Source organism: Microcella sp., assembly GCF_046293215.1.
In the GTDB taxonomy this organism is placed as follows: Bacteria; Actinomycetota; Actinomycetes; order Actinomycetales; family Microbacteriaceae; genus Microcella.
The window spans coordinates 1-24,121 of sequence record NZ_JBKBPI010000004.1; the positions used below are offsets into that span (position 1 = coordinate 1).

The following is a 24,121-nucleotide window of genomic DNA, read 5'->3' on the forward strand; positions in this document are numbered from 1 at the left end:
AACCTCGATCCTGGACACCCTCAACCACTGCTTGAGACAGGCGCGCCGCCGGTCACCCCTTGGAATCAATCATCTAGACTGGCCCGTTATGAATCCTGACGGCCCGCTCATCGTGCAGAGCGACCGAACCGTGCTGCTCGAGGTTGCGAACCCGCACGCCGATGACGCCCGCCACGCGCTCGCGGTGTTCGCCGAACTCGAGCGCGCCCCCGAGCACATCCACACCTACCGCATCACCCGGCTCGGTCTGTGGAACGCCCGCGCTGCGGGTCACGACGCCGACGAGATGCTCGCGGTGCTGGAGAAGTATTCGAAGTTCCCGGTGCCCGCGTCGGTCGCGATCGACATCGCCGAGACCGTCGGCCGATACGGCCGACTCGTGGTGGAGCGCGACGATGAGGGCCTGGTACTGCGGTCGACCGATCGCGCGGTCTTGACCGAGATCGCATCGAACAAGCGCATCGCTCCTCTGCTGGAGGGCCGCATCGACGAGCACGCGTATCGCCTGCAGGCCTGGGCGCGGGGGCAGGTGAAGCAGGAGCTCGTCAAGATCGGCTGGCCCGCCGACGATCTGGCCGGCTACACGCCGGGCACGCCGCACCCGATCGACCTCGACACCGCCGACTGGAACCTGCGGCCCTACCAGCAACAGGCCATCGACCAATTCTTTGTCGGCGGCTCCGGCGTTGTGGTGCTCCCCTGCGGCGCCGGCAAGACGCTCGTCGGCGCGGGAGCCATGGCGTCGGCGGCGACCACCACACTCATCCTGGTCACCAACACGGTGTCGGCCCGGCAGTGGCGCGACGAGTTGCTGCGCCGCACGACACTCACCCCCGATGAGATCGGCGAGTACTCGGGGCAAGTGAAGGAAATCAAGCCGGTCACGATCGCCACGTACCAGATCCTCACCGCGAAGCGAAAGGGCGAGTACGCGCACCTCGCCCTGCTCGACGCACTCGACTGGGGCCTCATCGTCTACGACGAGGTCCACCTGCTTCCCGCGCCCGTCTTCAAGCTCACCGCCGAGCTGCAAGCTCGGCGCCGCCTCGGCCTGACGGCGACCCTCGTCCGCGAGGACGGCCGCGAAGGCGACGTCTTCAGCCTCATCGGCCCGAAACGGTTTGACGCCCCCTGGAAGCAGATCGAGCAACAGGGCTACATCTCACCGGCCGCCTGCTTCGAGGTGCGCGTCGACCTTCCGCCGGATGAGCGGCTCGAGTACGCGGCGAGCGCCGACGACCAGCGCTACCGGCTCGCGGCCACGGCGCCCGCGAAACGGGAGGTGGTGAAGCGTCTCGTCGACCGTCACGCGGGCGAGCGCATTCTGATCATTGGCCAGTACCTCGACCAGATCGACGAATTGGCCGACGAGCTCGGGGTGCCCCAGCTGACGGGGTCGACACCGGTCGACGAACGCGAGCGTCTGTTCCAGGAGTTCCGCGACGGTACGACCCCCGTGCTCGTCGTGTCGAAGGTCGCGAACTTCTCGGTCGACCTTCCCGAGGCGACGGTGGCAATTCAGGTGTCCGGCTCATTCGGCTCGCGCCAAGAAGAGGCGCAGCGTCTGGGTCGCCTGTTGCGCCCCAAGCAGAGCGGAATTCCGGCGAGCTTCTACACGCTCGTTGCCCGCGACACGGTCGATCAGGATTTCGCGCAGAACCGCCAGCGCTTCCTCGCCGAACAGGGCTACAGCTACGAGATTCTCGACGCGCACGCGCTCGACGAGGCGGCCTGATTCAGCAAGCCCGCCCCGCGCATCCCGCCATTATCGGCGCGGCGTTCAGGAAACCTTCAGTGCACGCGCAGATACTTGCGGCATGGCTGACGGACCCAAGATTCTCATCGTTGACGACGAGCCCAACATTCGCGACCTGCTGACGACCAGTCTGCGGTTTGCCGGATTCGCCGTTCGCGCGGTGAGTAACGGCGCCCAGGCCATCTCCGCGGTGCTCGAAGAAGAGCCCGACCTGATCATCCTCGATGTCATGCTTCCCGACATCAACGGGTTCGGGGTGACCAAGCGTCTGCGCTCGAGCGGCTACACGAGCCCCATCCTTTTCCTCACAGCCAAAGACGACACCGACGACAAGATCATGGGCCTGACCGTCGGCGGCGATGACTACGTCACGAAGCCGTTCAGCCTCGACGAGATCGTCGCGCGCATCAAGGCGATCCTCCGCCGCACCATGCAGGAGGAGGACGACGCGATCATCCGCGCGGGCGAGCTCACGATGGACCAGGACACGCACGAGGTGACGGTCGGCGACGTCGTCATCGAGCTGAGCCCCACCGAGTTCAAGCTGCTGCGCTACCTCATGCTGAACCCCAACCGCGTGCTGTCGAAGGCGCAGATCCTCGACCACGTGTGGGAGTACGACTTCAACGGCGACGCCGGCATCGTCGAAAGTTACATCTCGTACCTGCGCCGCAAGCTCGATCAGCACACTGACGAGCCGCTCATCCAGACCAAGCGCGGCTTCGGGTACATGCTCAAAGCCTCCAAGTAGTGGCTAGAGCGGCCGGCATGGCTGACCTCGATGCATGAGCAACTGAGCGCGTGGTGGGAGGGAATCTCCCTCCGCTCGAAAATCACGGGAGTGACCGTGCTTGTCGTGACCTTCGGGCTGTTGGTCGTGGGCACGGGAACGCTGACGACGCTGCAGCGCACTCTTGTTGACGAGGTCGACCGCCAGATTGGTCAGGCGGCGACAGAGTTGCGCGAGTTGCTGTCATCAGAGAACGGCGAGCGCGCGCAGTTCACCACCGACCAGTTCGACGAATTCACCACCCTCACGCCGTCGGTCTTCTCCGCCCCGTTCTACTTCGGCGCGGTGGATGCGAGTGGTGAGGTCATCGACGACAACGTCGCCGACTACGCCCGCGACAGCGCGCCCGACCTCTCACGACTGACCGCTGACTTCGTCGCGGACCTCGACGGCGGCGTCACCCTGACCAGCGAGAACCGCACCACACAGTGGCGCATCGCCACGTACCCGCTCCGGGTGACCAACCTCGAGACGGGCGAGTCGCAGCAGGCGACGCTCGTCGTCGGCGCGAACCTCTCCGACACCAACAACGTGATCGGCTCGTTCGCCTCGATCTTCCTCGGTTTTGGACTGGTCGTTGTCATCATGTCGGCGGCCATCACCCGGCTGCTCGTGACGACCACCTTCCGGCCGCTGCGAGAAGTCGAAGCGACGGCCGCGCGGTTCGCTGGGGGTGACTTCAGCCAGCGCCTGTCGGGGGCGACGCCGAACACCGAGGTGGGCCGCCTCAACCGCTCGCTCAACACCATGCTGTCGCGCATCGATCGCGCGTTCGCTGACCGCGCGGAAACCATCAGTCGGATGCGCCGCTTCGTCGGCGACGCCAGTCACGAACTGCGCACCCCCCTCGTCAGCCTTCGCGGGTATGCCGAGCTGTATCGGATGGGCGCGATCCAGAAAGAGGAGGACGTCGCCCAGGCAATGGAGCGCATCGAGAAGGAGGCGATGCGCATGAGCTCGCTCGTCTCCGACCTGCTCGAGCTCGCGCGTCTCGACGAGCAGCGCCCCATCGAGAAGGTGCCTGTCGACCTTGTACCGCTCGCTCGCGACGCGGCGTTGGACGCGATGGCAGGTTCGCCCGATCGATCGGTGACCGTCGTTGTCGACGACCGCCCCGCATCCACCGCGATGTCTGTCGCGATCGACAGCGACCAGGAGGTGCCGGGAAGCACGAGCGCCACCCGGCGCCGCGCCAGCGCCGCGCTCGCCCGCCTGCGCCCGAAGCGGCGCGCCGTCGCCACCGCCGATGCGCCCGAGCTCGCGGGCCGACTGAGCATTCCCGAGCTACCCCCGGTGAGCGCCGTCGTGGCCGGCGACGAGAACAAGCTGCGCCAGGTCGTCACGAACCTGATCGGCAATGCCCTGCGCTTCACCCCGGAGGGCAGCCCCATCGAACTGGTCGTGAGCGTCGATGACGCCGCTGGCATGGCGACGCTGTCTGTCGTCGACCACGGAGAGGGCATTCCAGCGCAGCTGAAGGAGAAGATCTTCGACCGCTTCTTCCGCGCCGACTCCTCGCGCACGCGCGACACAGGAGGCTCGGGGCTGGGTCTGGCGATCGTCTCTTCGATCGTTGCCAACCACGGCGGCCGCATTGACGTGCTGGACACTCCCGGGGGCGGTGCGACCTTCCGTGTTGCCCTCCCGCTCCTCCCCAATGAGCCCGCCGCCTCGGAGTCACCGGCCGACGAGGTGTAGCCCGGCCAACGAACCGCGGCGCTCTACCTTCTGGGCGATCGGCACGCACGGTGCGCGCCGAATGGGAGGAGACACCATGACTCGCTATCACGTCGATGCCGATGCCCTGTTGAGCGCGACCTCAACCACCACCGCGACCATCGGTCGCCTGCAGGCAGAGTGCGCGGGCCTCACCAGCCAGTTGTCCGCCCTGCAGGGCAGTTGGTCGGGCAATGCGGCCAGCGCGTTCCAAACGCTGGTGGCTGAATGGATGGCGACGTACAGCCGGCTCGAGCAGAACCTCGCGGCGCTCAACCACGCGCTCGGCCAGGCGGGCAGGCAGTACGCCGAGATTGAGCAGCAGGCTGCATCCATGTTCATGCGGTGACGCCGACCAGACGAACACTCTCGGGGAAGTCGGGGAGCAGCGGCCATACAGTGGTCGCTGTGACCCGCTTCTCTGACGACATCGTGGGTGCCGTGCTGCACCACATGAATGACGACCACTCTGACGACAGCCTGCTCATTGCGCGCGCCTTTGGCGATCGTGGCGCGATTCGCTCTCGCATGGTCGATGTGACGATGGACGCCGGCCACTGGGTGTACGAAATCGGTGACGGACTCGGCGAGCGCGCACTCTCGGTGCGCTGGTCGCGCACCATCAGCGAGCGGGCCGAGATCCGTCGCGAAATCGTCGCCCTGTACGACCGGGCCTGCGCCATCCTTGGCGTTACTCCGCGGCCGCACTAAGCGCCGCGGCGGGGGCTTCCCCCGCGGTGACGGATGAGGTTAGGATTGCCTTACCTAATCCCGACCCGGAGCAGCATGACCGTCGCCGAGCCCACCCCCACCACCGTCGTCCCGTTCTCGGCACTGATCCGCGAACGATCACGAACCAGCCACGGCACGAGCGAAGGCACGTCGTTCATGACCGACCTGCTGTCGGGCGCCGGATCGCGCGACGACTACATCGCGCTAGTTCGGCAGCACCACGAGATCTACGCCGCCCTCGAAGCGGGGGCCGAGGCTCTTCGCGCCGACCCGACGGTCGCCCCCTTCCTCTCCCCCGCGCTGACCCGGCTCCCGGCACTCACGACTGACCTGACGTTTCTCGTCGGAGACGATTGGATGACGCGCATCCCGCTCCTGCCGGTGACCGAACGCTACGCCGCGCGCATCCGCGAGGTGTCTGCATCATGGCCGGCCGGCTACGTCGCCCACCACTACACGCGATATCTCGGCGATCTGTCGGGCGGCCTGCACATCGGGCGCGTTCTCGCGCGTCGCTTTGGATTCGAAACCAACGGCATCGGCTTCTACCTGTTCGACCAGATCGCCGACCCCGCAGCATTCAAAGACACCTACCGCGCCCAGCTGGATGCGGTGACGTGGGACGACGCCGAGCGTGAGCGCGTCGTCGGCGAGGTGCTTGCCGCCTACCGCTTCAATACCGCGGTGTTCGTGGCCCTCGACGAGGCCCGCAGCACACGCGCTGCCTGATTCGCCGCGCCGCGACGCTGGGGCTAGACGCCCAGTCGACCAAAGACGTGTGGAGCCAGTACGGACACCAGCATGTAGCTGGGGATTACCGCGGCGAACGCTGCAGCACGGAGCGTCCACGTTCGCGGAATGAGAACGAGGATTGCCACGGCGGACGCGACGTCAATCATCGCCTGGACGGGTCGAACGGTTGACCAGAAATAGTCCGGCATTGACTCGGTCAGTGCGATCAGAAGGCGTGGAACCGCGCCGCTCACGAGACACAATCCAGCCATCAGCGCTGCGAGCACCGCAGAGTACCAGCGGTCTGCCACGCTGCTCCAGTGCACGATGGCCGCACCCATTGGCACGACGACGAGCGCGAGGGCAAGCCAGATGGTGACCTCTCGGCCGAGAGGGATCCCCAGCACCACAAACGAGGTGACGTAGTACCCGCTACACATCGCGACGAAACCGAGCACTGCGCGCAGGGAAGCACGCGCCACGTCATTCGACATCACAGCGATGACGACGAGGGCAACGACCCACACGGAGAGATAGGTGGCAGCGTCGCTCAGCCAGGTTTCTGACAGATCCGCGTACTTCGCGAGCACGCCCGCGGCGAATCCTGCGGGAACAAAGACCCCCGTCACGATGGCAGCGCGCGGCCGAGCTGGTGTGCTCCGGTGACGGTCGGTATCGCGACGATGCATCGACGAAAAAGCCACGGGCCCAGTAAAGCAGGATTCCCGTCAGCGAGACTCGCGGGCCAGAGCGGTGCGCGGCGGCCGATCCCGACGCTGTGACACGCGAAACGGGGCGGCCTCCCGAAGGAAGCCGCCCCGCGTGTGCGTTGCGTGAGGTGGAGGACTAGAAGTCCATGCCGCCCGACGGGTCACCCATGGGTGCCGGGTTCTTCTCCGGCTTGTCGGCAACGACGGCCTCCGTGGTGAGGAAGAGACCAGCGATCGACGCGGCGTTCAGCAGCGCCGAGCGGGTCACCTTCACCGGGTCGGCAATGCCGGCGCCGAGCATGTCGACGTACTCGCCGGTGGCCGCGTTGAGGCCGTGGCCGACCTCGAGGTGGCGCACCTTGTCGGCGACGACGCCGGGCTCGAGGCCCGCGTTCAGGGCGATCTGCTTGAGCGGGGCGTCGATCGCAACCTTCACGATGTTGGCACCCGTCGCCTCGTCACCGGTCAGACCCGTGAGGGCGTCCGACTCGAACGCGATCTTTCCGGCCTGGATGAGGGCCACACCACCACCGGCGACGATGCCCTCTTCGACGGCAGCCTTCGCGTTGCGGACGGCGTCCTCGATGCGGTGCTTGCGCTCCTTGAGCTCGACCTCGGTCGCCGCGCCGGCCTTGATGACGGCAACGCCGCCGGCCAGCTTCGCGAGGCGCTCCTGCAGCTTCTCGCGGTCGTAGTCGGAGTCGGTGTTCTCGATCTCGGCACGGATCTGCTTGACGCGGCCGGCGATGGCGTCGGCGTCACCGGCACCCTCAACGATCGTGGTCTCGTCCTTGGTGATGACGACCTTGCGGGCGCGACCGAGCAGGTCGAGGGTGGCGTTCTCGAGCTTGAGACCGACCTCCTCGCTGATGACCTGGCCACCGGTGAGGATGGCAATGTCTTGCAGCATGGCCTTGCGGCGGTCACCAAAGCCGGGAGCCTTGACGGCGACCGACTTGAAGATGCCGCGGATCTTGTTCACGACGAGCGTCGCGAGAGCCTCGCCCTCGACGTCCTCGGCGATGATGAGCAGCTGCTTGCCGCTCTGGATCACCTTGTCGACGATCGGGAGCAGGTCCTTGATGGCCGAGATCTTGCCGTTCACGATCAGGATGTACGGGTCTTCGAAGACCGCCTCCTGACGCTCCGGGTCGGTCACGAAGTACGCCGAGAGGTAGCCCTTGTCAAAGCGCATACCCTCGGTCAGCTCGAGCTCGGTGCCGAAGGTGTTCGACTCCTCGACGGTGACGACACCCTCCTTGCCCACCTTGTCGATGGCCTCGGCGATCAGCGCGCCGATCTCGGGGTCGGCGGCCGAGATGCTCGCGGTCGCGGCGATCTCTTCCTTCGTCTCGACCTCCTTGGCGCTCTTCAGCAGCTCGTCCGAGACAGCCTTGGTCGCCTTCTCGATACCGCGCTTGAGGCTGATCGGGTCGGCGCCGGCCGCGACGTTGCGCAGGCCCTCACGCACGAGCGCCTGGGCGAGAACGACCGAGGTGGTCGTGCCGTCACCGGCGACGTCATCGGTCTTCTTCGCGACCTCCTTGACGAGCTCGGCACCGATCTTCTCGTTCGGCTCCTCCAGCTCGATTTCCTTGGCGATCGACACACCGTCGTTCGTAATCGTGGGGGCGCCCCACTTCTTCTCGAGAACGACGTTGCGGCCGCGGGGGCCGAGCGTCACCTTCACGGCGTCGGCCAGGATGTTGAGGCCACGCTCCAGGCCGCGACGGGCCTCTTCGTCAAAAGCAATGATTTTAGCCATGTGTATCTTTCGTCCCTCCCGGACGCAGTACGTACGGTAGCTCTGGCACTCGCAGAGAGTGAGTGCTAACTGATTTTGGCACTCTCCACCACCGAGTGCAAGCCAGGGAGGGGCGGAAGGTCAGCCGGCCGTGATCGTTGCGTCTCCGCTGCGCGGCACCAGCTCGACCCACGTGTTTCCAGGGGCAAGTCGCACGGCCACGCCGTGCTCGTCGACGATGCGGATCGGATCGGTCATCGAGGCCTTCGACCAGGTCACGGGCACGGTGCGCCCTCCGGTAGCGACGAAGCCCGTGCCGCTCTCACCCGCCAGGAACGTCGTCGGGATGTTCTGGATCGTCTCGACGCGCACGCGCAGGACGACGACATTCGTGGCACTGAGCCGCGTGCCGCTGGCGGCGTTGTCGGGGTTGCCGCCCTGCGACCGCAGCCACGCCCCCTGGTCGGCGCTCCACTGCCAGCCCGACTGCCCAATCTGGCCGTAGCGCAGGGCGAGCGCGGATGCGGGGCTCCCATCGCGCACGGCGGTGGCGTTCTCGAGGCGATCAGCGAACGCGAACTGCTGGACGGGCGGTGCGTCGCTGGCATAGCGGTCAACGAGCTGCGCGGCGCGCGCGATGACGTTGTGGGGCGCCGGTCGCGGCAGACCCCGATAGAGCAGGTCGGAGTCGTTCCCGAGGTCGAAGATGATGTTGCGCACCGGAGTGTTGCGCATGGCGTCGATGAAGCGGGGCTGAGCGCCCGAGTACGCGAGGATCCCGCCGAGTGGGGAGACGATGTCCGGGTCCATCGGGCGCACGGAGCGAACCGGACCCACCTCGTCGGGAAGGTCGCTATGCCAGGAGGCGGCGTAGCGGATCGAGCCCCCTTCGACGAGCTCGACGTGCACGATATCGGCCCGATCGAGTCCGACCTGGGGCCGCGCGAGCGGGGCGTTGTCGATCTTCGCCGAGAGCACGGGGCGGTCAAGAGCACCCGGCTCGATGACCTCTCCCGTCAACGGAGCAAGCGCGTACGGCGGAGGCGCCTCGTACGTCGAGGTGTACGTCGGCTCGGGTTCGGGGCTCGGGGTCGGCGACGCTGTCTCCAGCGGTCGCTCCTCGGGGGCGCAGGCTGCGACGCCGATCAGGAGGGCAACGGTGGCGACGAGCGCGCCGGAACGGCGAAGAGCAGTGCTGCGCATGGCCAGAACCCTAACCCGGTCGCGCGTGTCGCCGTGGACGTGACGCGCGCGAGCTCACGCCAGGACGGTGACGTTCTCGGCCTGCGGGCCCTTGGTGCCTGCCCCGATCTCAAAGCGGACGGCCTGCCCCTCCTCGAGCACCTTGTATCCGGGCATGTCAATCGACGAGTAGTGCACGAAGACGTCCGTGCCGTCTGCCTCGAGCGTGATGAAGCCGAAACCCTTCTCGGCGTTGAACCACTTGACGGTTCCGTTGGCCATGCTGTGACTCTTTCTGATGCGGTGAACGACAGGGCACGCGAGCGCTGTCATTCGGCACAGTAGCGATCCGGCAGATACCGCGAAAGAGAATCCGATCACTCGTTACCGCCCGGTAACGGCGCGGAAACGTGGCCGCTTAGCTGGCGGCGCGCAGCTCGTAGTCGGTTCCGAGAACGATCGTGATCGGTGCGCCGGGGAACGCATCCGTCAACTCGATGTCCGCGACGCCGTCGAGCAGCTCGACCATGCCCCGCGCCACGGGTTCGAGGTCGGCGCTCGTGTAGTACACGACCGTCTCTTCGACGTCGGCGGTGGCCGCCTGAGTAACGGTTCCAACGGGCCAGCCGCGAGCATCCAGCGCGCTTTGCGCCTGCGGACCGCGCCCCACCGACCCGGTGCCGTCAAGAATCGTGATGGTGAAGCCTTCGGGCAGGTTCGCGTCGGCGGCGTCCGTGATCGGCTCCGGCTGGGGCTCGCCGGGTTCGCCCGGCGCGTCCGGATCGTCGCTCGGGGGCGCCGTCAGGACGGGGATATCCAGCTCGAGCCGATCATCGATCGCCGCCAGGCCGATCAACCCGGCCACAACCAGCACGACGGAGGCAGCGGCGCCGATGCCCACGAGTTGCCACGTCGCCGCTCGGCTGCGCGGAGCCCGATGAGCGCCCACTCGACCGCTCTCGAGCGGCAGATCGTCGAAACGATCGGGCGGAAAATCGGGCATGAGGGCTTTCTCGGCTCAGGAGGCGACGGTGTCGCGGCGGGTGCGCCGGCGGGTGGCTCGCGCGTCACGCACCTCGTGCAGCCTGCTCACGAGAATGGGGTCGTATGCGTGCGACGCCGCGTCGTCGATGACGGTGTTCAGCACCTGATAGTACCGGGCCGGTGACCAGCCGAATTCTGCACGGATCCGGCGTTCTTTCGCCGCGCTGTGGCCCCACCACTCGCGCTCGAACTCGAGCACGCGCCGCGCGCGCTCGGAGAGCGCGGACGCGTCAGCCGGGTTAGCCATGGCCTCATGCTACGGGCGTGTCCGACGGACGCTGGGCGGCTCGCGGAGGACCATCAGACTCGCAGGTTAGGCTTACCTAAGCCCCTCTGCCCATCGCTCCGGAGCCCCATGCCCATGACCGTTCGATACCGCGTCGCGCGCGCGCTCGCGGTCGCATCGGCGCTCGCGCTGGTCGCCGGATGCACGACCCCCGGAGCGCCGGGAGCATCCGACCCCGACGTGGTCGGCGACCGCCCTCCGCTGAGCGACATCGCCCTCCTGGAGGATCCCCGCACGCAGGGCGGAGCCGCGACGGCGCTGATCGCCGATGCCGCCATCGAGCCGGTCCTCGAGAACCCTTCGGCGATACTCCCCACGACCGTGACTTCGCGCGATCTCGACGGCGACCGCGACATCGAGGTGACGAGCGCCGAGCGGGTTCTCGCCCTCGACATCGCCGGGTCGATCGCGGCCACAACGTGGGCGCTCGGGTTCGGCGATCGACTGATCGGGCGCGACGTGTCAACGACTTTCCCCGGCACGGAGGACCTGCCGCTCGTGACGAGCTCAGGGCACGCGGTCAGCGCCGAGTCCGTCTTGTCGCTGCGCCCCGACCTGATCATCACGGACGGCACCGTGGGTCCCACCGATGTACTCGTACAGCTGCGGTCGGCGGGCATCACGGTCGTCTATGTCGACGTCGAGCCTGGCCTTGCCGCGCCCGCCACCCTGGCTCGCGAGGTTGCGGCCGTCTTTGGCGCTCCGGAGGCAGGCGAGCTGCTCGCCGAGCGACTCGACGCGGAGCTGGAGGCTGTGCTGGCCGACATCGCCGCAATCGCGCCGGACACGCCCGAACGCCGCGTGCGCATCCTGTTCCTGTACCTGCGCGGGGCCAGCGGCATCTACTACCTGTTCGGTGAGGAGTCGGGGGCCGACGAGCTCATCGAAGGCCTCGGCGGTGTCGACGTGGCCGGCGAGATCGGCTGGGTGGGTTTGCGCCCCATGACCGACGAAGCGCTCATCGCCGCCGATCCTGACCTCATCATGGTGATGTCCAGCGGCCTGGCGAGCGTCGGCGGCGTCGAGGGATTGCTCAGCGAGAAGCCCGCCATCGCGCTGACCTCTGCCGGTCAGAACGGCCGGTTCGTCGACATGGCCGACGGCGAGGTGTTGAGCTTCGGGCCCCGCACGCCGCTCGTGCTCGACGCGCTCGCCCGCGCGATCTACGGCACAGACGACTAGCGGCTCACTCGGTCGCGATCGGCGACGCCCAGCGGTCAATGCGCTCACCGTGGGGGCTGACGATGGCGATCGGCTGGCCGTCGCGGCTGAGGAGAAAATCATCGTCGGAGCCGGGTAGCCGAGCCTCGGCGCGCTCGGCGACATCGGGCAGGACACGACGGCCGTCGAGAGAGACCCACACGTCGCTGAGTTCCCGAGCCAGCTCACCGAAGCGAACCCGCGCTTCGGGGGCGAGATACACGAGCACCGCGGGGCTCCAGATCACCCGAACCGCGTCGTCGGGCATCTCGGCCACGGCCGCACGCAGACCGTCGACAGCATCGCCTGCCACGACACGGGGAGGATGCGCGTGCGCAATGCGCAGGGCTGCGTCGAGTTGGCGAGCCCGGTCGCGCTCCTCCGGCCAGATGAGGGTGCGCAACCATCGCTCGTCGTCGGCGACGCCGAGACTCAGTGGTCGCCGCTCCAGGCCCGCGCGCCAGACGATGTCGGGTCGACTTCTCGGTGCCGGGACACCCTCGCCCAACTGACAGTCGAGGGCGAGAGCGTCACCCTCATCGTCAACGGCGTCGATCACCGATACCGGCTCGGTGCCGCGCCAGAAGGTGTGGCGGTAGCGGTCGACGAGCAACCCGAGGCCGATCGATGCACCGACCTCCAGCAGAGCAATCGGCTCGCGGATGCCATCGAGCGCCGCGACCAGAGCGGAGGCACGTCGCGGGTCATTCGTCTGCGTGGCGCGATTGCGCGCGACCGCCTCGACCGCGTCCCACTCCCCCTCCACCCAGGCGCGCGCATCCCCCGCTGGCGACAGCCCCGTGAAGCGGGCTGCGGCGAGGATGAGCACGGGCTGGCGGCACGCGACGGGCAGCGTGTCGATGAGCGCCATCGCGTCGGGGTCGTCGGCGAGATCCCGGGCCCACCGCGCGTAGACCGCCGAGCGGCCAGCCGCTTCGCGGGCGAAGCGACGGTACCGTTCGGCGGTCGACGTCACGCTCGCATCCTGCCACGCAGGACGCGCCGTCGTTACGCGGCGCGGCGGCGCAGCACCATCACGGCCAGCGCAACGATCACGGCCAGCAGCACGGCGATGATGGCGATCAGCACGCTGGTCGATTCCGCGGCAGGGGCGGGATCGGCGCCGGATCCGTTCGCCGCATCTCCGTCGAGGTCGGCCGGCGCCGCCGTGGCGGGACTCGCAGCGCAATCGCTGGGGATCGAGTACGCGAGCGTGATCGGGTCAAACTCTTCGCCGGCGGGGTACGTGCCGAACGCCTCGGCGCCCGCCACCGTGAGCGTCGTCGGAATTCCCGTGATCGTCACGGTGCCGTTCTCGCGGCTGCCGCTGGTGGCCCCGGCCAGGTTCAGTTCGAGGAAGCGCACGTCACGTGCCTCCACCTCTTCGAAGTCTTGGCGGGTGCCGGTCAGATCGGCAATGAGCTCCGCGGTCGTCGAACTCGTGAAGACAATCCGCGGGTTGGCGATCAGGGTGTCAAGGATGCCCTCGTGCCCCGTAAATCGAATGGCGCCCGCAAAGGCGATCTCCCCGGTGCGCGCGGCAGGGTTCACGGCACCGGTTCCGCCCCCGAAGGTGAACAGCGGCACCGCATACTCGGCGCCGTCGAGCACCTCCCAGCCGCCGCGAGCGATCGAGCCGCTGACGTATGCCCGGAAGCTTTCCTTGAAGCCCCAGTCGAGCTGGGCATCCGTCACCACGCACTGGTCAGCGTCCGTCGCGGTCAGCGCGGGGTCGACGATCTGCAGCACGACGCCGCGGTCGACCGAGCCCTGGAACGTGAGGGTGTGCTGGCCGACGAGGTCATCGGGGAGGCGACCAGTCCACACCGCCTGGCCGGAGGCATCCGCCGTCACCTCGCCGAGCAGGCGTGGCTCACTGTAGACGACGACGAGGATGCCCTCTTCACCGGGCGCGAAGCCGGTCGCTCGGGCCTCAATGCGGGCGCCCGGTAGCAGGTCACCGTCGCCACCGACGAGTTCGGCACCGGTCGTTGCCGGCGGCTCTGCGGGGATTCGCCGTTCGACAAATCGCGCCAGCTCGACAGCTCCCGGCGCGATGGCGGTGCCGGCGACCGCTCCGCCGCCCCCGGTCATCGCCGGGCTGCCGATGGTGAAGGTGACCGGGTCGAGGGCGGTTCCCGCCGGGTAAAACGCGTTGCCCTGGAAAGAGAACACGCTGGTCCCCGACCGCGTGAGGGTCGCGGGCACGCCCGAGTAGCGAATCGACCCGTCAGCACTCTCGGTGCGCGTACCTGCCGCCAGATTCAAGGTGGCGAGCGACACGGGGGTGCCGTTGACCACGACCGAGAGGGATGCACGGCTCGCCGACTCGATCGTCACGCGCGGATCGCGCAGGGTCACGTCGAGCAGGCCGCTGTGCCCGAGGTAGCGAACCTGGCCCGAGTACGCGACGGTTCCCGTCGAGCCCGTCGGCGATGGTCCGGCCTGGGGGAAGACGAGGTTCGCACCCTGCTGGCCGACGCCCGCCGCGGTGATTGAACCGCGCGCGATCGTGCCCGTCATGTACTCGCGGAATGACTGCTTGACACCCCACACGAGCGAGCCCGCTGTGACGTTCTCGCGCGGCGCCTCGGTGACCGGTGCGGGCACTGGTGCGGGCACCGTCGGGGTCGGCGTGGGGCGCGGGCCCGAGCCCGTGCCATCCGCCGCGAAGGTCAACGGTGTGAAGGTCTCGTACGGCGCGTAGACGGCTCCGGAGCCGGCGTAGGTGAACACGCCGAACGTGCCGGTCGCGAAGCGTTCAGCGTCGGCGCGCGAGACATCGAAGGTCACGGTGAACGACCCGTCCGGGTTGATCGGAACCGCTCCGGCCGAGGGTCCGCCGATGAGTTGCACATGCTCGGGGCCAACCACCCAGCGCTGTTGGGAGACTTGGCGAGCGGTGGGTGGCGCGTTCTGGCTCGGCTTCCACACGTCGAGGACCGAGCCCAGAATCACGAAGGTTCCGGCGTACTGGCCCATCAGCGGCGGGCGCGTGCCGTTCGTGGCGGGCGCGTTGGGGGTGAACCCCGTGCCGCGGACGGTGATGGTCTGCCCCGCCGGGTTCAAGCCCGTCGTAGCGGACACGGAAACGGTCGGCTGAGTCGCACCGGGATCAGGCTGCGGCTCCGGCTCCGGCTCGGGGCTGGGCGTGGGGTCGGGTTGGGGGTCGGGCTCCGGGTCCGCAAAATTCAGCGCAGTGTACGTCTCGAACGGCGTGTAGCTCGCGCCGGATCCGGAGAACGTGTAGATGCCATACCGACCCCCATCGGGTGCGGTCTCGCTCGTTGCCACCGAGAATTCGATGGAGAACGAACCATCGGGGTTGATGGGCACGGCCCCGGCGGCCGCGCCGCCGACGGTCGCCACGTTTTCGGGGTTGACGACCCACTTCTGCTGGATGACCGGGCGGGCGCTCGACGGCGCTCCGGCACTCGGCTTCCAGTTCTCGAGGAACGCCCCGAAGGTGACGTAGACACCGCCGAAGACTCCTTGCAGGGGCCGGCGCGTGCCGTCGGTCGCCGGAGGGTTCGGCGAGAATCCCGTGCCCGTCACCGTGATGGTGTCGCCGGCCGGGTCGAGGCCCGTTGTCTTGGACACCGTGACGGTCGGCGTCGGGGCGAAGGCGAGGGGGGTGAAGGTTTCGAACGACGGCACCACCGCGCCCGAACCGGCAAAGGTATACACACCGAAGTTCGGCTGCGTGAGGGTCTCGGCAGCGGCCTGCGACACCGCGAAGTCGATGCTGAAGGAACCGTCGGGGTTGATGGCCACGGCTCCGGCCGCGGCGCCCCCGACGGTGGCGACATTCTCGGGGTTCACGACCCACTTCTGCTGAAGAACCTGGCGGGCGGTCGATGGGGCACCTGCGCTGGGCTTCCATACGTCGGCGACGGCACCGAGCACGACGTACACGCCACCAAAGACCCCCTGGAGGGGTCGGCGCGTGCCGTCGGTCGCGGGAGCATTCGGCACGAAACCACTACCGCTCACGGTGATAGTGTCACCGGCCGCGGTGAGGCCCTGCGTTTTCGAGACCGTCACCGTCGGAGTTGACGTCGTGGCGCCCGCAGCGGACTCCACGGGGGCAACGGTGAAAGCGAGAACGCAGGCCAGGGCGGCTGCGAGCGCGACGGCAAAGGGCCGCCGGCGATTGAGGGTGTGCACCGGGTGACTCCGTAGTCAGAAAGTGATTCAGGTTTTAGGTAAGGCTTACCTAACTCCAGAGTACGCGTTTTCGCGACGCGACCCTAATTCAACGCGATACCGCCTGGTCAGCCGCTGGGAGGCCGCACCATCGTGACGTGCGGAATGCCCGCCTCCACGTACTCGTCGCCGATCGGCACGAATCCCGCCCGAGCGTACAGCGGCTGCACATACGACTGAGAGTGCAGGGCGAGCGGCTCGTGCCCGAACTGGGCGACCACGTGCTCAACGAGGCGGAGCGCGAGGCCGCGACCGCGCGCATCCGCCCGCGTCACGACGCGCCCGATCAGGCGGCGTGCGCCGCCATGAGCGGGGTCAGGATGCTCGTCGTCGATGACACGGAGGTAACTGACCACGCCGCGATCGTCCCGCATCCACACGTGCAGGGTTGATTCGTCACGGTCGCGTTCGTCGAGTTCCGGCTCATCGATCTGCTGCTCGAGGTAGAAGACGACGGTGCGCAGCATGGCGATGTCGAAGAACTCATCGGCCGAAATGTGACTCCATGTTTTCTGCTCGATGGAAGGTTCCGGCACAAGCCCGAGTTTAATGGGGGGAGACGACGCGCCCGACGGGCGAGCAGGAGGAACCATGAGCGAGCAGACCACCGGCAAGTACCAGGTTGAAAAGACCGAAGACGAGTGGCGGGCCGAGCTCGGCGAGGAGCGCTATCAGGTGCTGCGCCAGGCCGGCACCGAGCGCGCCTGGACGGGCGAGCTGCTCGACGAGAGCCGCGCCGGCCTGTACACCTGCGGCGCCTGCGGGGCCGAACTGTTCCAGGCCGGCACGAAGTTCGACTCCGGCTGCGGCTGGCCGAGCTTCTACGAGTCGGTGCGCCCCGAGGCTGTTGAGCTGCTCGAAGACACCTCACTCGGCATGGTGCGCACCGAGGTGCGCTGCGCCACCTGCGGATCGCACCTCGGCCACGTGTTCCCCGACGGGTTCGGAACCCCCACGGGCAATCGCTACTGCATGAACTCGCTCGCCCTCGACTTCACCCCGGCCGACGACGCCGACCCGGCGTAGTCACTCACGCCAGCTGGCGAGCGCCGAGACGATAGTTCGCCCCGCGGTGCTCGTCGGGGAGTCGATCCCCGCGGCCGTGCAGCTTCTGCCGCAACGTGCCCTCCTCGTAGCCGTCGGGGTATAGCCCGCGCTCGCGCAGCACCGGGATGACGTGCTCGACCACATCGGCGAAGGTGCCGGGTGTCACGGCATAGGCGAGGTTGAAGCCGTCGACGTCGGTCTCGGCCACCCATCGCTCCAGCTCGTCGGCAATCTCGCTGCCCGAGCCCACGATGAGGGGTCCCAGCCCGCCGATAGCGCTGTGCCGGCCGATATCGGCGACCGTGAACTCGGTGCCGTGCTCGGCCGCGGCCGCGAAGTTCGAGACGACGGACTGAATCGCGTTACTCGGAACGTTTCCGACCGGCTCATCCAGCGGGAACTGCGAGAGGTCGATTCCCATCCAGCCGGACATGAAAACGAGAGCGCCCTCCGGGTTGGCATAGGACAGGTAGTCGCGGTACTTCGCCTGCGCGGCGTCGGGGGTGGCGTCCGTGATGATCGTGAGCAGGGTGTAGATCCGCGCCGCGTAGCGATCGCGACCCGCCGCCTCCAACGCATCCCGGATGCGCGTGACGGTCGCCCGCAGTACCTCCTTCGTCGGGGCGGCGACGAAGATCGCTTCAGCATTCCCGGCGGCAAAGGCGACTCCGCGGGGGCTTGCTCCAGCCTGGTAGATAACGGGTGTGCGCTGAGGGCTCGGCTCAGAGATGTGGATGCCGGGAACCGTGAAGTGCGTCCCCTCGTGACGAATCTCGTGCACCTTCGCCGGGTCGGTGTAGACCCCGCTGGCGCGATCGCGCACGACGGCATCGTCTTCCCACGAGCCCTCCCACAGCTTGTACAGCACCTCCAGGTACTCATCAGCGTGGTCGTAGCGATCGTCGTGCTCGCGCTGGTCGTCGTGCCCCATGTTGCGTGCAGCACTCGGCAGGTAGCCCGTAACGACGTTCCACCCGACCCGCCCCTTGGTCAGGTGATCGAGCGTCGTCATCCGGCGCGCAAACGGGTAGGGATGCTCGTAGGCCGTTCCCGCCGTCACACCGAATCCCAGATGCTCGGTCACCGCGGCCATCGCGGAGACCAGCAGGATCGGGTCGTTCACCGGCACCTGAGCGCCGTGCCGGATCGCCGCCTCGTTCGACCCGCCGTACACGTCATACGTGCCGAGGACATCGGCGATGAAGATGCCGTCGAACGACCCCTTCTCGAGCAGTTGGGCCAGCTCCGTCCAGTACGACAGCTCGGTGTAGCGATGCGACTGGTCGTCGGGGTGGCGCCAGAGCCCGGAGGACTGGTGGGCGACGCAGTTCATGTCGAACGCGTTGAAGCGGATGCGGCGGGGAGGCGTGGCAGCGGTGTCAGACATGGCCGTCATCGTGCCCGTCCGATCGTGCCCCGTGCATCCCTCATGTCGCAGCGTGACCGCGCATGTCACCGCGTGACGCAGCGCGACGCCTGATGACACGGATGCTTGAAGCGAGTGCCGACAGGCTCCTAGCGTGCCGGGCATGACCGCCACCACAGCTGCTCCGAGACCGATTGCTGCACGGGAAAGCTCCCCCGACCGCCTCACCGTCGTGGGAGTGTCGGGAAGCACGCACGCGCCATCGCGCACGACCGCGCTCGTCACCGCGATCGTGGACACGATCGCCGCCCGCACCCCCGCCACGACGCACGTCGTCGAAGTGGACGCCGTCGGGCCCGCGCTGGCCGCGGCCCGGGGGCGCGACGCCCTGCCGCCGATCGCGGAGGACGCGCTGACGCGCATCGAGACTGCCGACCTGCTCGTTGTCGCCAGCCCCGTGTACCGGGCGTCATACACGGGACTGTTCAAGCACCTGTTCGACTTCGTTGACCAGCACGCGCTCGTCGACACGCCCGTGCTCCTCGCGGCGACCGGCGGCAGCGACCGGCACGGGCTCATGATCGACCATCAACTGCGGCCGCTGTTCAGCTTCTTCCGGTCGCTGACGCTGCCCGGCGGCATCTACGCAGCAGACCGCGACTTCACCAACTACACGGTCAGCGCGCCAGAGTTACGAGAGCGCATCGACCGGACGGTTGACGGGGCGCTCGCTCTCGTCACTCGCGGGCCGCTCGAGGTTCGCTCCGCCTACTTCTGAGGCGCACGCTCCCGTCGCTGTGCGAACCGTGGGCGCCACCGATCGAGGGTGGCGATGACGATACCGAGCGCGGTCAGCATCACGCCCGCCACCGTTTGCGGCGCGAGTGCCGGGCCAATCGCCGAGAGCGAGTCGAAGACGGTCGCCCCGAGCAGCTGACCGAGCACGAGACACATGCCGAGCAGAAGCACGCCAATGCGGCCCACGGTGGCGGTCTGCACGGCGATGAAGACAACGCCGACCAGCCCACCGAGATACAGGTACGGCTCGGCCGGGGGCGCCGCCGGCAGCCCCCGCACGAGCAGCGCGACGGCGGTCACCACCACGAGCCCGGCGGTACCCACCGTGAAGTTGACCAGCGTCGCGGCGAGCGGAGATCCGCTGACCTGACGCACACGCCCGTTCATGGCCTGCTGCACGCCGATTCCGAGACCGGCGATCAGCGGCAGCAACAACGCCAGCCACGGGATGCTCGCGGCCGCGTTCCCGGCAACCGCCACGATCACGGCGACGACCGTGAGTGCGGCCCCGACGAGACGCGCCGGTGTCGGGGGCGTGCGCCGGGCGCCCGCGAAGCCCCGCGCATCCGCGACCATGCCGGCAAGAGTCTGGCCGGACACGATCGCGACCGTGAAGATGGCGACGCCGAGCACGCCCGCGACGAGGCCCTGCGAGAGCACGAAGAAGGCTCCCCCGGCCCCGCCGAGCAGCATCCACCACGGCAAATCACCGGCGCGCATCGCGGACCGGATGCGCCCCATCGCCGCGCGGCCGCGGCGGGTCGCCAACACCACGACGAGCAAGACGACCCACCCGGAGGAGAACGAGACGAGAGCGGCCGTGAAGCCGTCGTCGAAGCGTTGGCCGAGCTCGCCGTTGATGCGCGACTGGGTCGCCACGCCGAAGCCGGCGAGTACGGTCGCCGCGACCGCGAGGATCGTGCGAAGGCGTTCGCTCACGCGGTGCCTCCGGCGGGGTGCACCGCGCGGGCGGCCAACTCGTCGTCGTGAGCGGCCCGCCACACGCGACGGGCGGCCGTCGCGTTGAGGCCGAGAATGATGAGGCCGAGGGCGATGTCGGGCCAGCCGCTTGCCACGAAGAGGGTGACGACCGCCATGACGACGATCGCACCGTTGATGATGATGTCGTTGCGCGCGACCAGCCATGCCGCGCTCACGAGCGAGCCGCCCTCCCGTCGGTGGCGAGCGAGCAGGAGCGCGCAGACGAGGTTGATCAGCGCTCCGCCGGCGGCGACCACGATCAGCGGCACGGCCGACGGCGCTTCCGGCTCGAACGCTTTGCGGATCGCCTCGACGCCGGCAACCACCGCCGGCACGACGATGACGACCGCGAGCACGCGCCCAAGACGCGCCTGTGCCATCGCCGACCAGCCCAGCGCGACCGCGATCAGCAGGTTGATCGAGGCGTCCTGGAGGAAGTCGACGGAGTCGGCCAAGAGGGCCACCGATCGCACCGACAGTGCGACGACGAGCTCGACGACGAAATAGGCGCCGTTGAGCGCGGCGACCGTCAGAATCACCCGGCGCAGAGCGCGCGTCGCTTCGTTGACGGTCATGCGCATCCTCTCGACGTGACAATCACACCACGCGCACAGGGCAACGGATGCACGGGGCACGATGTGCGCGAGAAGAAGGATGGGGATGGGGATGGGGCCGCCTGTGGGAATCGAACCCCGCGACGCGCCAGCGTCGGCGCACCGGGAACAACCCCAGCAGGAAGGACGTGATTGCGGGCCGCCTGTGGGAATCGAACCCCTCGACGCGCCAGCGTCGGCGCACCGGGAACAACCCCAGCAGGAAGGACGTGATTGCGGGCCGCCTGTGGGAATCGAACCCCGCGACGCGCCAGCGTCGGCGCACCGGGAACAACCCCAGCAGGAAGGACGTGATTGCGGGCCGCCTGTGGGAATCGAACCCCGCGACGCGCCAGCGTCGGCGCACCGGGAACAACCCCAGCAGGAAGGACGTGATTGCGGGCCGCCTGTGGGAATCGAACCCACGACCTATTCATTACGAGTGAATCGCTCTGCCGACTGAGCTAAGGCGGCGTGCGACGGGCGAGCCCGGCACGGTGCAGAAGTCTAGCCCAAACCCGAGCATCGCGATGACGCGGCGGAGACTTAGGCATTGCACTGCGGGTCGGCGTCGGGCACCGCTCCGGTGAGCAGATACGTCTCGATCACGTCGTCAACGCAGGGGTCGCCCTCGTCGTAGGCGATGTGCCCCTCGCCGACATAGGTGACGAGCACGCCGCTCGACAGCTGCTCGGCGAGCGCCACTGCCCACTCGTACGGCGTGGCCGGGTCGCCGGTCGTACCGACGACCAGGATGGGCGCAGCGCCCTCAGCCGTCACGGGCCCGAGCTCGCCGTCGAACTGGTGCGGCCAGTTGGCACACAGCACGTCTCCGACCGGTGAGGGGGATGCGGTCGTGGGGGCGACCTCGAGTAGCCGCTCGTTGTGCGCCGCGATGACGGCGGGGTCAGTCTCGACGGGATAGTCGAGGCAGTTGATGGCGACGAACGCTTCGAAGGAGTTGTCGATGTATTCGCCGTTCTCTCGCCCGTAGTAGAAGTCGGCGAGGAAAAAGCCCGTCGACGGATCACCGGCGCGCAGCTCGGTGAAGAGCTGGGTGAGGAAGGTCCACGTGGCTTGGTCGTAGAGCGCCGTCGCGATCGCGGTGCTCATGACCGAGCCGTCGAACAACCGGCCGTCGGCGCCGGCCAGTGGGGCCGCGTCGAGGCGGTCGACGAGATCACGGATCTGCGCAGCCGCGGCGTCGACGTCGCCGGGGAATGGGCAGTCCCCGAGCGCGGGGCACTCGGCGAGGTACGCCCGCAACGCCTGCTCAAACCCGGCCTGTTGCGCAATGACGACGTCGAGCACGCCGAGCCGCGGGTCGGTCGCTCCGTCCAGTACGAGACGCCCGACGCGGTCGGGGAAACGGTCGGCGTACCGCGCGCCGATCTCGGTGCCGTAGGAGTAGCCGAGGTAGTGCAATTGCTCGTCTCCGAGCACGGCCCGCAGCAGATCGAGGTCGCGCACGGTCGAATCGGTGTCGACGAAAGCGAGCAGCGGGCCTGTGTTTTCGGCGCAGGCCTGGGCGAAGGCCTCCGACGACTCGGTGACCTCGGCAACCCACTCATCGGTGCCCAGTTCGGCGTCGGGAATGCCGAAGAGGAACGCGTCCATGTCGGCAGCGTTGTCGTAGCAGGCGACCGCGCTCGAGCGACCGACGCCGCGGGGATCCCAGCCGACCACGTCGTATGCCTCGCGCACGGCCTCGCCCACCGCGAAGTCGACGCTGTCGCGAATGAAGTCGAAGCCCGAGGCTCCCGGGCCCCCGGGGTTCACAAAGAGCGAGCCGATGCGCTCACCGGTCGCCCGATGCCGAACCAGGGCGAGCTCGACATCGTCACCGTCGCCGGGGTTGTCCCAGTCCAGCGGAGCGATCGCAGTCGCGCACTGCGCTCCTCCCCCGCAGTCGGTCCAGGTCACGCGCTGCTCGTAGTACGCGGCGAGCTCGACGTCGACCTGCTCGCCCGTCGGGGTCGACTGTTCGCCCTGGCCCAGCAGCTCGGAGAGCAACCCCGGGGTGCAGCCGCCGAGCAGCAGGGCCGAGGCGGCGATGGCCGAAACGAGAGCGAGTCGACGATGCATCACGCGGGCGAGCCTAGCGCCGGCACCCTGCCACTTGCCGCGATCAGCATGGCCTCCAGCGCCATCGCCGGCGGCATGTTGCCCTCGATGCGTCGTCGGGCGAGCGCGATCGCGTCCAGCGCCGCGAGCATCCGCTCGGGGGTGGATGCTCGTGCCGCCTCCTCGATCCGGTCGCGAATGGCCTCGTTGACCAGGTCGACACCGGCACCGAGTTGCACCGTCAGAATGTCGCGGTAGAGCGACGTCAGATCGACGAGCACACGGTCGATGCCGTCGCGCACCGAGCGCGTCGCCCGGCGCTTCTGGTCCTCCTCAAGCGCCTTGAGTTGCGACCGCAGGGCGGGGGGCACCGTGCCGCCCGGCTCAATGCCGAGGGAGCGCAGGGCGGCCTCCCGCTCGGCCTGATCGCGCTCGATCGTGAGCGCCTTCGCGTCGTCGGTGGCAACCGCGACAAGCTTGTCGGCGGCCAGCACCGCGCCCGAGACGGAACCGACGCCGAGCGCGATGTCGAGGCTGCGCGCCCGGCGCTCACGAGCATCCTGATCAGTGGCAAGCCGGTGGGCCATGCCGATGTGGCTCTGCGCCTCGCGGGCGGCTCGAGCGGCGAGGTCGGCGGGGATGCCGTCGCGTCGTTCGAGCAGAGCGGCGACCTCGGCGACGGTTGGCACGCGCAGCCGGACGGTGCGCACGCGCGAGCGGATGGTCGGGATGAGGTCAGCGGCGTTGGGCGCGCAAAGAATCCAGACGGTGCGCGGCGGCGGCTCTTCGAGCGCCTTGAGCAGCACATTCGAGGTGCGCTCCGTCATGCGGTCGGCGTCTTCGATCACGATGACGCGGTAGGGGGCAACCGACGGCGAAAACTGGCTCTGCGCAACGAGGTGTCGCACCTCGTCGATCGAGATGATGACGCGGTCGGTCGCGAGCACCGCCAGATCAGGGTGACTGCGCGCGTCGACCTGGGCGGCGACCCGCGGGTCGGTGGCGCCACCCAGCAGTTCGGTGGCGAAGGCGTAGGCCAGGTTTGAACGGCCGGACCCGGGCGGGCCGGTGACCAGCCACGAGTGCGTCATCGCCTCAGAGCCCTCGGCAGCCGCGCTGCGCAGCGCCTCGATGGCGGCGTCCTGGCCGGTGAGATCGTCCCAGGCGGTCATGC

23 protein-coding genes and 1 tRNA gene are annotated in these 24,121 nt (G+C 68.3%); 9 read left to right on the plus strand and 15 right to left on the minus strand.

The genetic code is table 11. From position 1 onward, the window contains the following. The first annotated feature begins 88 nt into the window (after positions 1–88). From ACK4SC_RS04765 to ACK4SC_RS04790, 6 genes are all read left to right on the plus strand, one after another. Positions 89–1,735, plus strand: coding sequence for a DNA repair helicase XPB (locus ACK4SC_RS04765; RefSeq protein ID WP_409615389.1), 1,647 nt, complete (start codon positions 89–91; stop codon positions 1,733–1,735). An 82-nt stretch (positions 1,736–1,817) separates the two neighbouring features. Next, a complete protein-coding gene (locus ACK4SC_RS04770; RefSeq protein WP_130486193.1) occupies positions 1,818–2,507 on the plus strand; it encodes a response regulator transcription factor in 690 nt (229 codons plus the stop codon). Positions 2,508–2,537: 30 nt separating this feature from the next. Further along, positions 2,538–4,244 carry a sensor histidine kinase gene (locus ACK4SC_RS04775; protein WP_409615391.1) on the plus strand — a complete coding sequence of 569 codons (1,707 nt, stop codon included), beginning with the start codon at positions 2,538–2,540 and terminating at the stop codon, positions 4,242–4,244. A 76-nt stretch (positions 4,245–4,320) separates the two neighbouring features. Further along, positions 4,321–4,611 (plus strand): WXG100 family type VII secretion target, encoded by a 291-nt coding sequence (locus tag ACK4SC_RS04780; RefSeq protein ID WP_409615393.1) that lies wholly within the window; start codon positions 4,321–4,323, stop codon positions 4,609–4,611. 59 nt (positions 4,612–4,670) lie between these two features. Continuing rightward, positions 4,671–4,973, plus strand: coding sequence for a DUF2470 domain-containing protein (locus tag ACK4SC_RS04785; protein WP_409615395.1), 303 nt, complete (start codon positions 4,671–4,673; stop codon positions 4,971–4,973). Positions 4,974–5,048: 75 nt separating this feature from the next. After that, on the plus strand, positions 5,049–5,723 hold the full coding sequence (locus ACK4SC_RS04790) for a heme oxygenase (biliverdin-producing) (RefSeq protein WP_409615398.1): 675 nt from the start codon (positions 5,049–5,051) through the stop codon (positions 5,721–5,723). A gap of 23 nt (positions 5,724–5,746) precedes the next feature. Here the strand turns inward: ACK4SC_RS04790 and ACK4SC_RS04795 are convergent, their stop codons facing one another. The 6 genes from ACK4SC_RS04795 to ACK4SC_RS04820 form a co-directional block, all read right to left on the minus strand. Then, positions 5,747–6,355 carry a DUF6518 family protein gene (locus tag ACK4SC_RS04795; protein ID WP_409615401.1) on the minus strand — a complete coding sequence of 203 codons (609 nt, stop codon included), beginning with the start codon at positions 6,353–6,355 and terminating at the stop codon, positions 5,747–5,749. Positions 6,356–6,572: 217 nt separating this feature from the next. Next, positions 6,573–8,201 carry a chaperonin GroEL gene (groL, locus tag ACK4SC_RS04800; protein WP_409615404.1) on the minus strand — a complete coding sequence of 543 codons (1,629 nt, stop codon included), beginning with the start codon at positions 8,199–8,201 and terminating at the stop codon, positions 6,573–6,575. A 120-nt stretch (positions 8,202–8,321) separates the two neighbouring features. Then, positions 8,322–9,383: a DUF3048 domain-containing protein gene (locus tag ACK4SC_RS04805; RefSeq protein WP_409615406.1), complete on the minus strand. Its 1,062-nt coding sequence runs from the start codon at positions 9,381–9,383 to the stop codon at positions 8,322–8,324. 54 nt (positions 9,384–9,437) lie between these two features. Beyond that, positions 9,438–9,644, minus strand: coding sequence for a cold-shock protein (locus ACK4SC_RS04810; RefSeq protein ID WP_409615408.1), 207 nt, complete (start codon positions 9,642–9,644; stop codon positions 9,438–9,440). A 136-nt stretch (positions 9,645–9,780) separates the two neighbouring features. After that, entirely contained in the window at positions 9,781–10,365 is a 585-nt protein-coding gene (locus tag ACK4SC_RS04815) for a LytR C-terminal domain-containing protein (RefSeq protein ID WP_409615410.1), read from the minus strand. Between the two features lie 15 nt (positions 10,366–10,380). After that, a complete protein-coding gene (locus tag ACK4SC_RS04820) occupies positions 10,381–10,653 on the minus strand; it encodes a DUF3263 domain-containing protein (RefSeq protein ID WP_409615412.1) in 273 nt (90 codons plus the stop codon). 108 nt (positions 10,654–10,761) lie between these two features. On the opposite strand from ACK4SC_RS04820, the gene ACK4SC_RS04825 reads away from it, so the two are divergent. Further along, the gene (locus tag ACK4SC_RS04825; RefSeq protein WP_409615414.1) at positions 10,762–11,874 is read left to right on the plus strand and encodes a hemin ABC transporter substrate-binding protein; all 1,113 of its coding nucleotides are present in this window, start codon (positions 10,762–10,764) and stop codon (positions 11,872–11,874) included. Between the two features lie 4 nt (positions 11,875–11,878). Here ACK4SC_RS04825 and ACK4SC_RS04830 read toward each other — a convergent pair whose 3' ends face one another. The 3 genes from ACK4SC_RS04830 to ACK4SC_RS04840 form a co-directional block, all read right to left on the minus strand. Next, positions 11,879–12,868: a DUF2332 family protein gene (locus ACK4SC_RS04830; protein ID WP_409615417.1), complete on the minus strand. Its 990-nt coding sequence runs from the start codon at positions 12,866–12,868 to the stop codon at positions 11,879–11,881. A gap of 32 nt (positions 12,869–12,900) precedes the next feature. Beyond that, on the minus strand, positions 12,901–15,975 hold the full coding sequence (locus ACK4SC_RS04835) for an HtaA domain-containing protein (protein ID WP_409615420.1): 3,075 nt from the start codon (positions 15,973–15,975) through the stop codon (positions 12,901–12,903). A gap of 191 nt (positions 15,976–16,166) precedes the next feature. Beyond that, positions 16,167–16,634: a GNAT family N-acetyltransferase gene (locus ACK4SC_RS04840; RefSeq protein ID WP_409615423.1), complete on the minus strand. Its 468-nt coding sequence runs from the start codon at positions 16,632–16,634 to the stop codon at positions 16,167–16,169. A gap of 55 nt (positions 16,635–16,689) precedes the next feature. On the opposite strand from ACK4SC_RS04840, the gene msrB reads away from it, so the two are divergent. Then, positions 16,690–17,124, plus strand: a complete 435-nt coding sequence (gene msrB / locus ACK4SC_RS04845) for a peptide-methionine (R)-S-oxide reductase MsrB (protein ID WP_409615426.1) — start codon at positions 16,690–16,692, stop codon at positions 17,122–17,124. Positions 17,125–17,128: 4 nt separating this feature from the next. On the opposite strand, the gene ACK4SC_RS04850 is transcribed toward msrB, so the two are convergent. Then, a complete protein-coding gene (locus ACK4SC_RS04850; protein WP_409615428.1) occupies positions 17,129–18,532 on the minus strand; it encodes an LLM class flavin-dependent oxidoreductase in 1,404 nt (467 codons plus the stop codon). A 142-nt stretch (positions 18,533–18,674) separates the two neighbouring features. On the opposite strand from ACK4SC_RS04850, the gene msuE reads away from it, so the two are divergent. Beyond that, positions 18,675–19,289, plus strand: a complete 615-nt coding sequence (msuE, locus tag ACK4SC_RS04855) for an FMN reductase (RefSeq protein WP_409615431.1) — start codon at positions 18,675–18,677, stop codon at positions 19,287–19,289. Here msuE and ACK4SC_RS04860 read toward each other — a convergent pair. The 5 genes from ACK4SC_RS04860 to ACK4SC_RS04880 all read right to left on the minus strand — a co-directional run bounded on the left by ACK4SC_RS04860 (position 19,280) and on the right by ACK4SC_RS04880 (position 24,119). After that, positions 19,280–20,248, minus strand: a complete 969-nt coding sequence (locus ACK4SC_RS04860) for a DMT family transporter (RefSeq protein ID WP_409615434.1) — start codon at positions 20,246–20,248, stop codon at positions 19,280–19,282. The two genes, msuE and ACK4SC_RS04860, sit on opposite strands and share 10 nt — an antisense overlap. Beyond that, a complete protein-coding gene (locus ACK4SC_RS04865; RefSeq protein ID WP_409615437.1) occupies positions 20,245–20,865 on the minus strand; it encodes a cation transporter in 621 nt (206 codons plus the stop codon). The genes ACK4SC_RS04860 and ACK4SC_RS04865 overlap by 4 nt, the downstream gene beginning before the upstream one ends. Positions 20,866–21,284: 419 nt before the next feature. Further along, positions 21,285–21,357, minus strand: a tRNA-Thr gene (locus ACK4SC_RS04870). 72 nt (positions 21,358–21,429) lie between these two features. Further along, complete coding sequence (locus ACK4SC_RS04875) at positions 21,430–22,968, minus strand: alpha/beta fold hydrolase (protein ID WP_409615897.1); 1,539 nt, start codon at positions 22,966–22,968, stop codon at positions 21,430–21,432. Next, complete coding sequence (locus ACK4SC_RS04880; RefSeq protein ID WP_409615440.1) at positions 22,968–24,119, minus strand: DNA polymerase III subunit delta'; 1,152 nt, start codon at positions 24,117–24,119, stop codon at positions 22,968–22,970. Before ACK4SC_RS04880 ends, ACK4SC_RS04875 begins: the two co-directional genes overlap by 1 nt. Between the last annotated feature and the right edge of the window lie 2 nt (positions 24,120–24,121).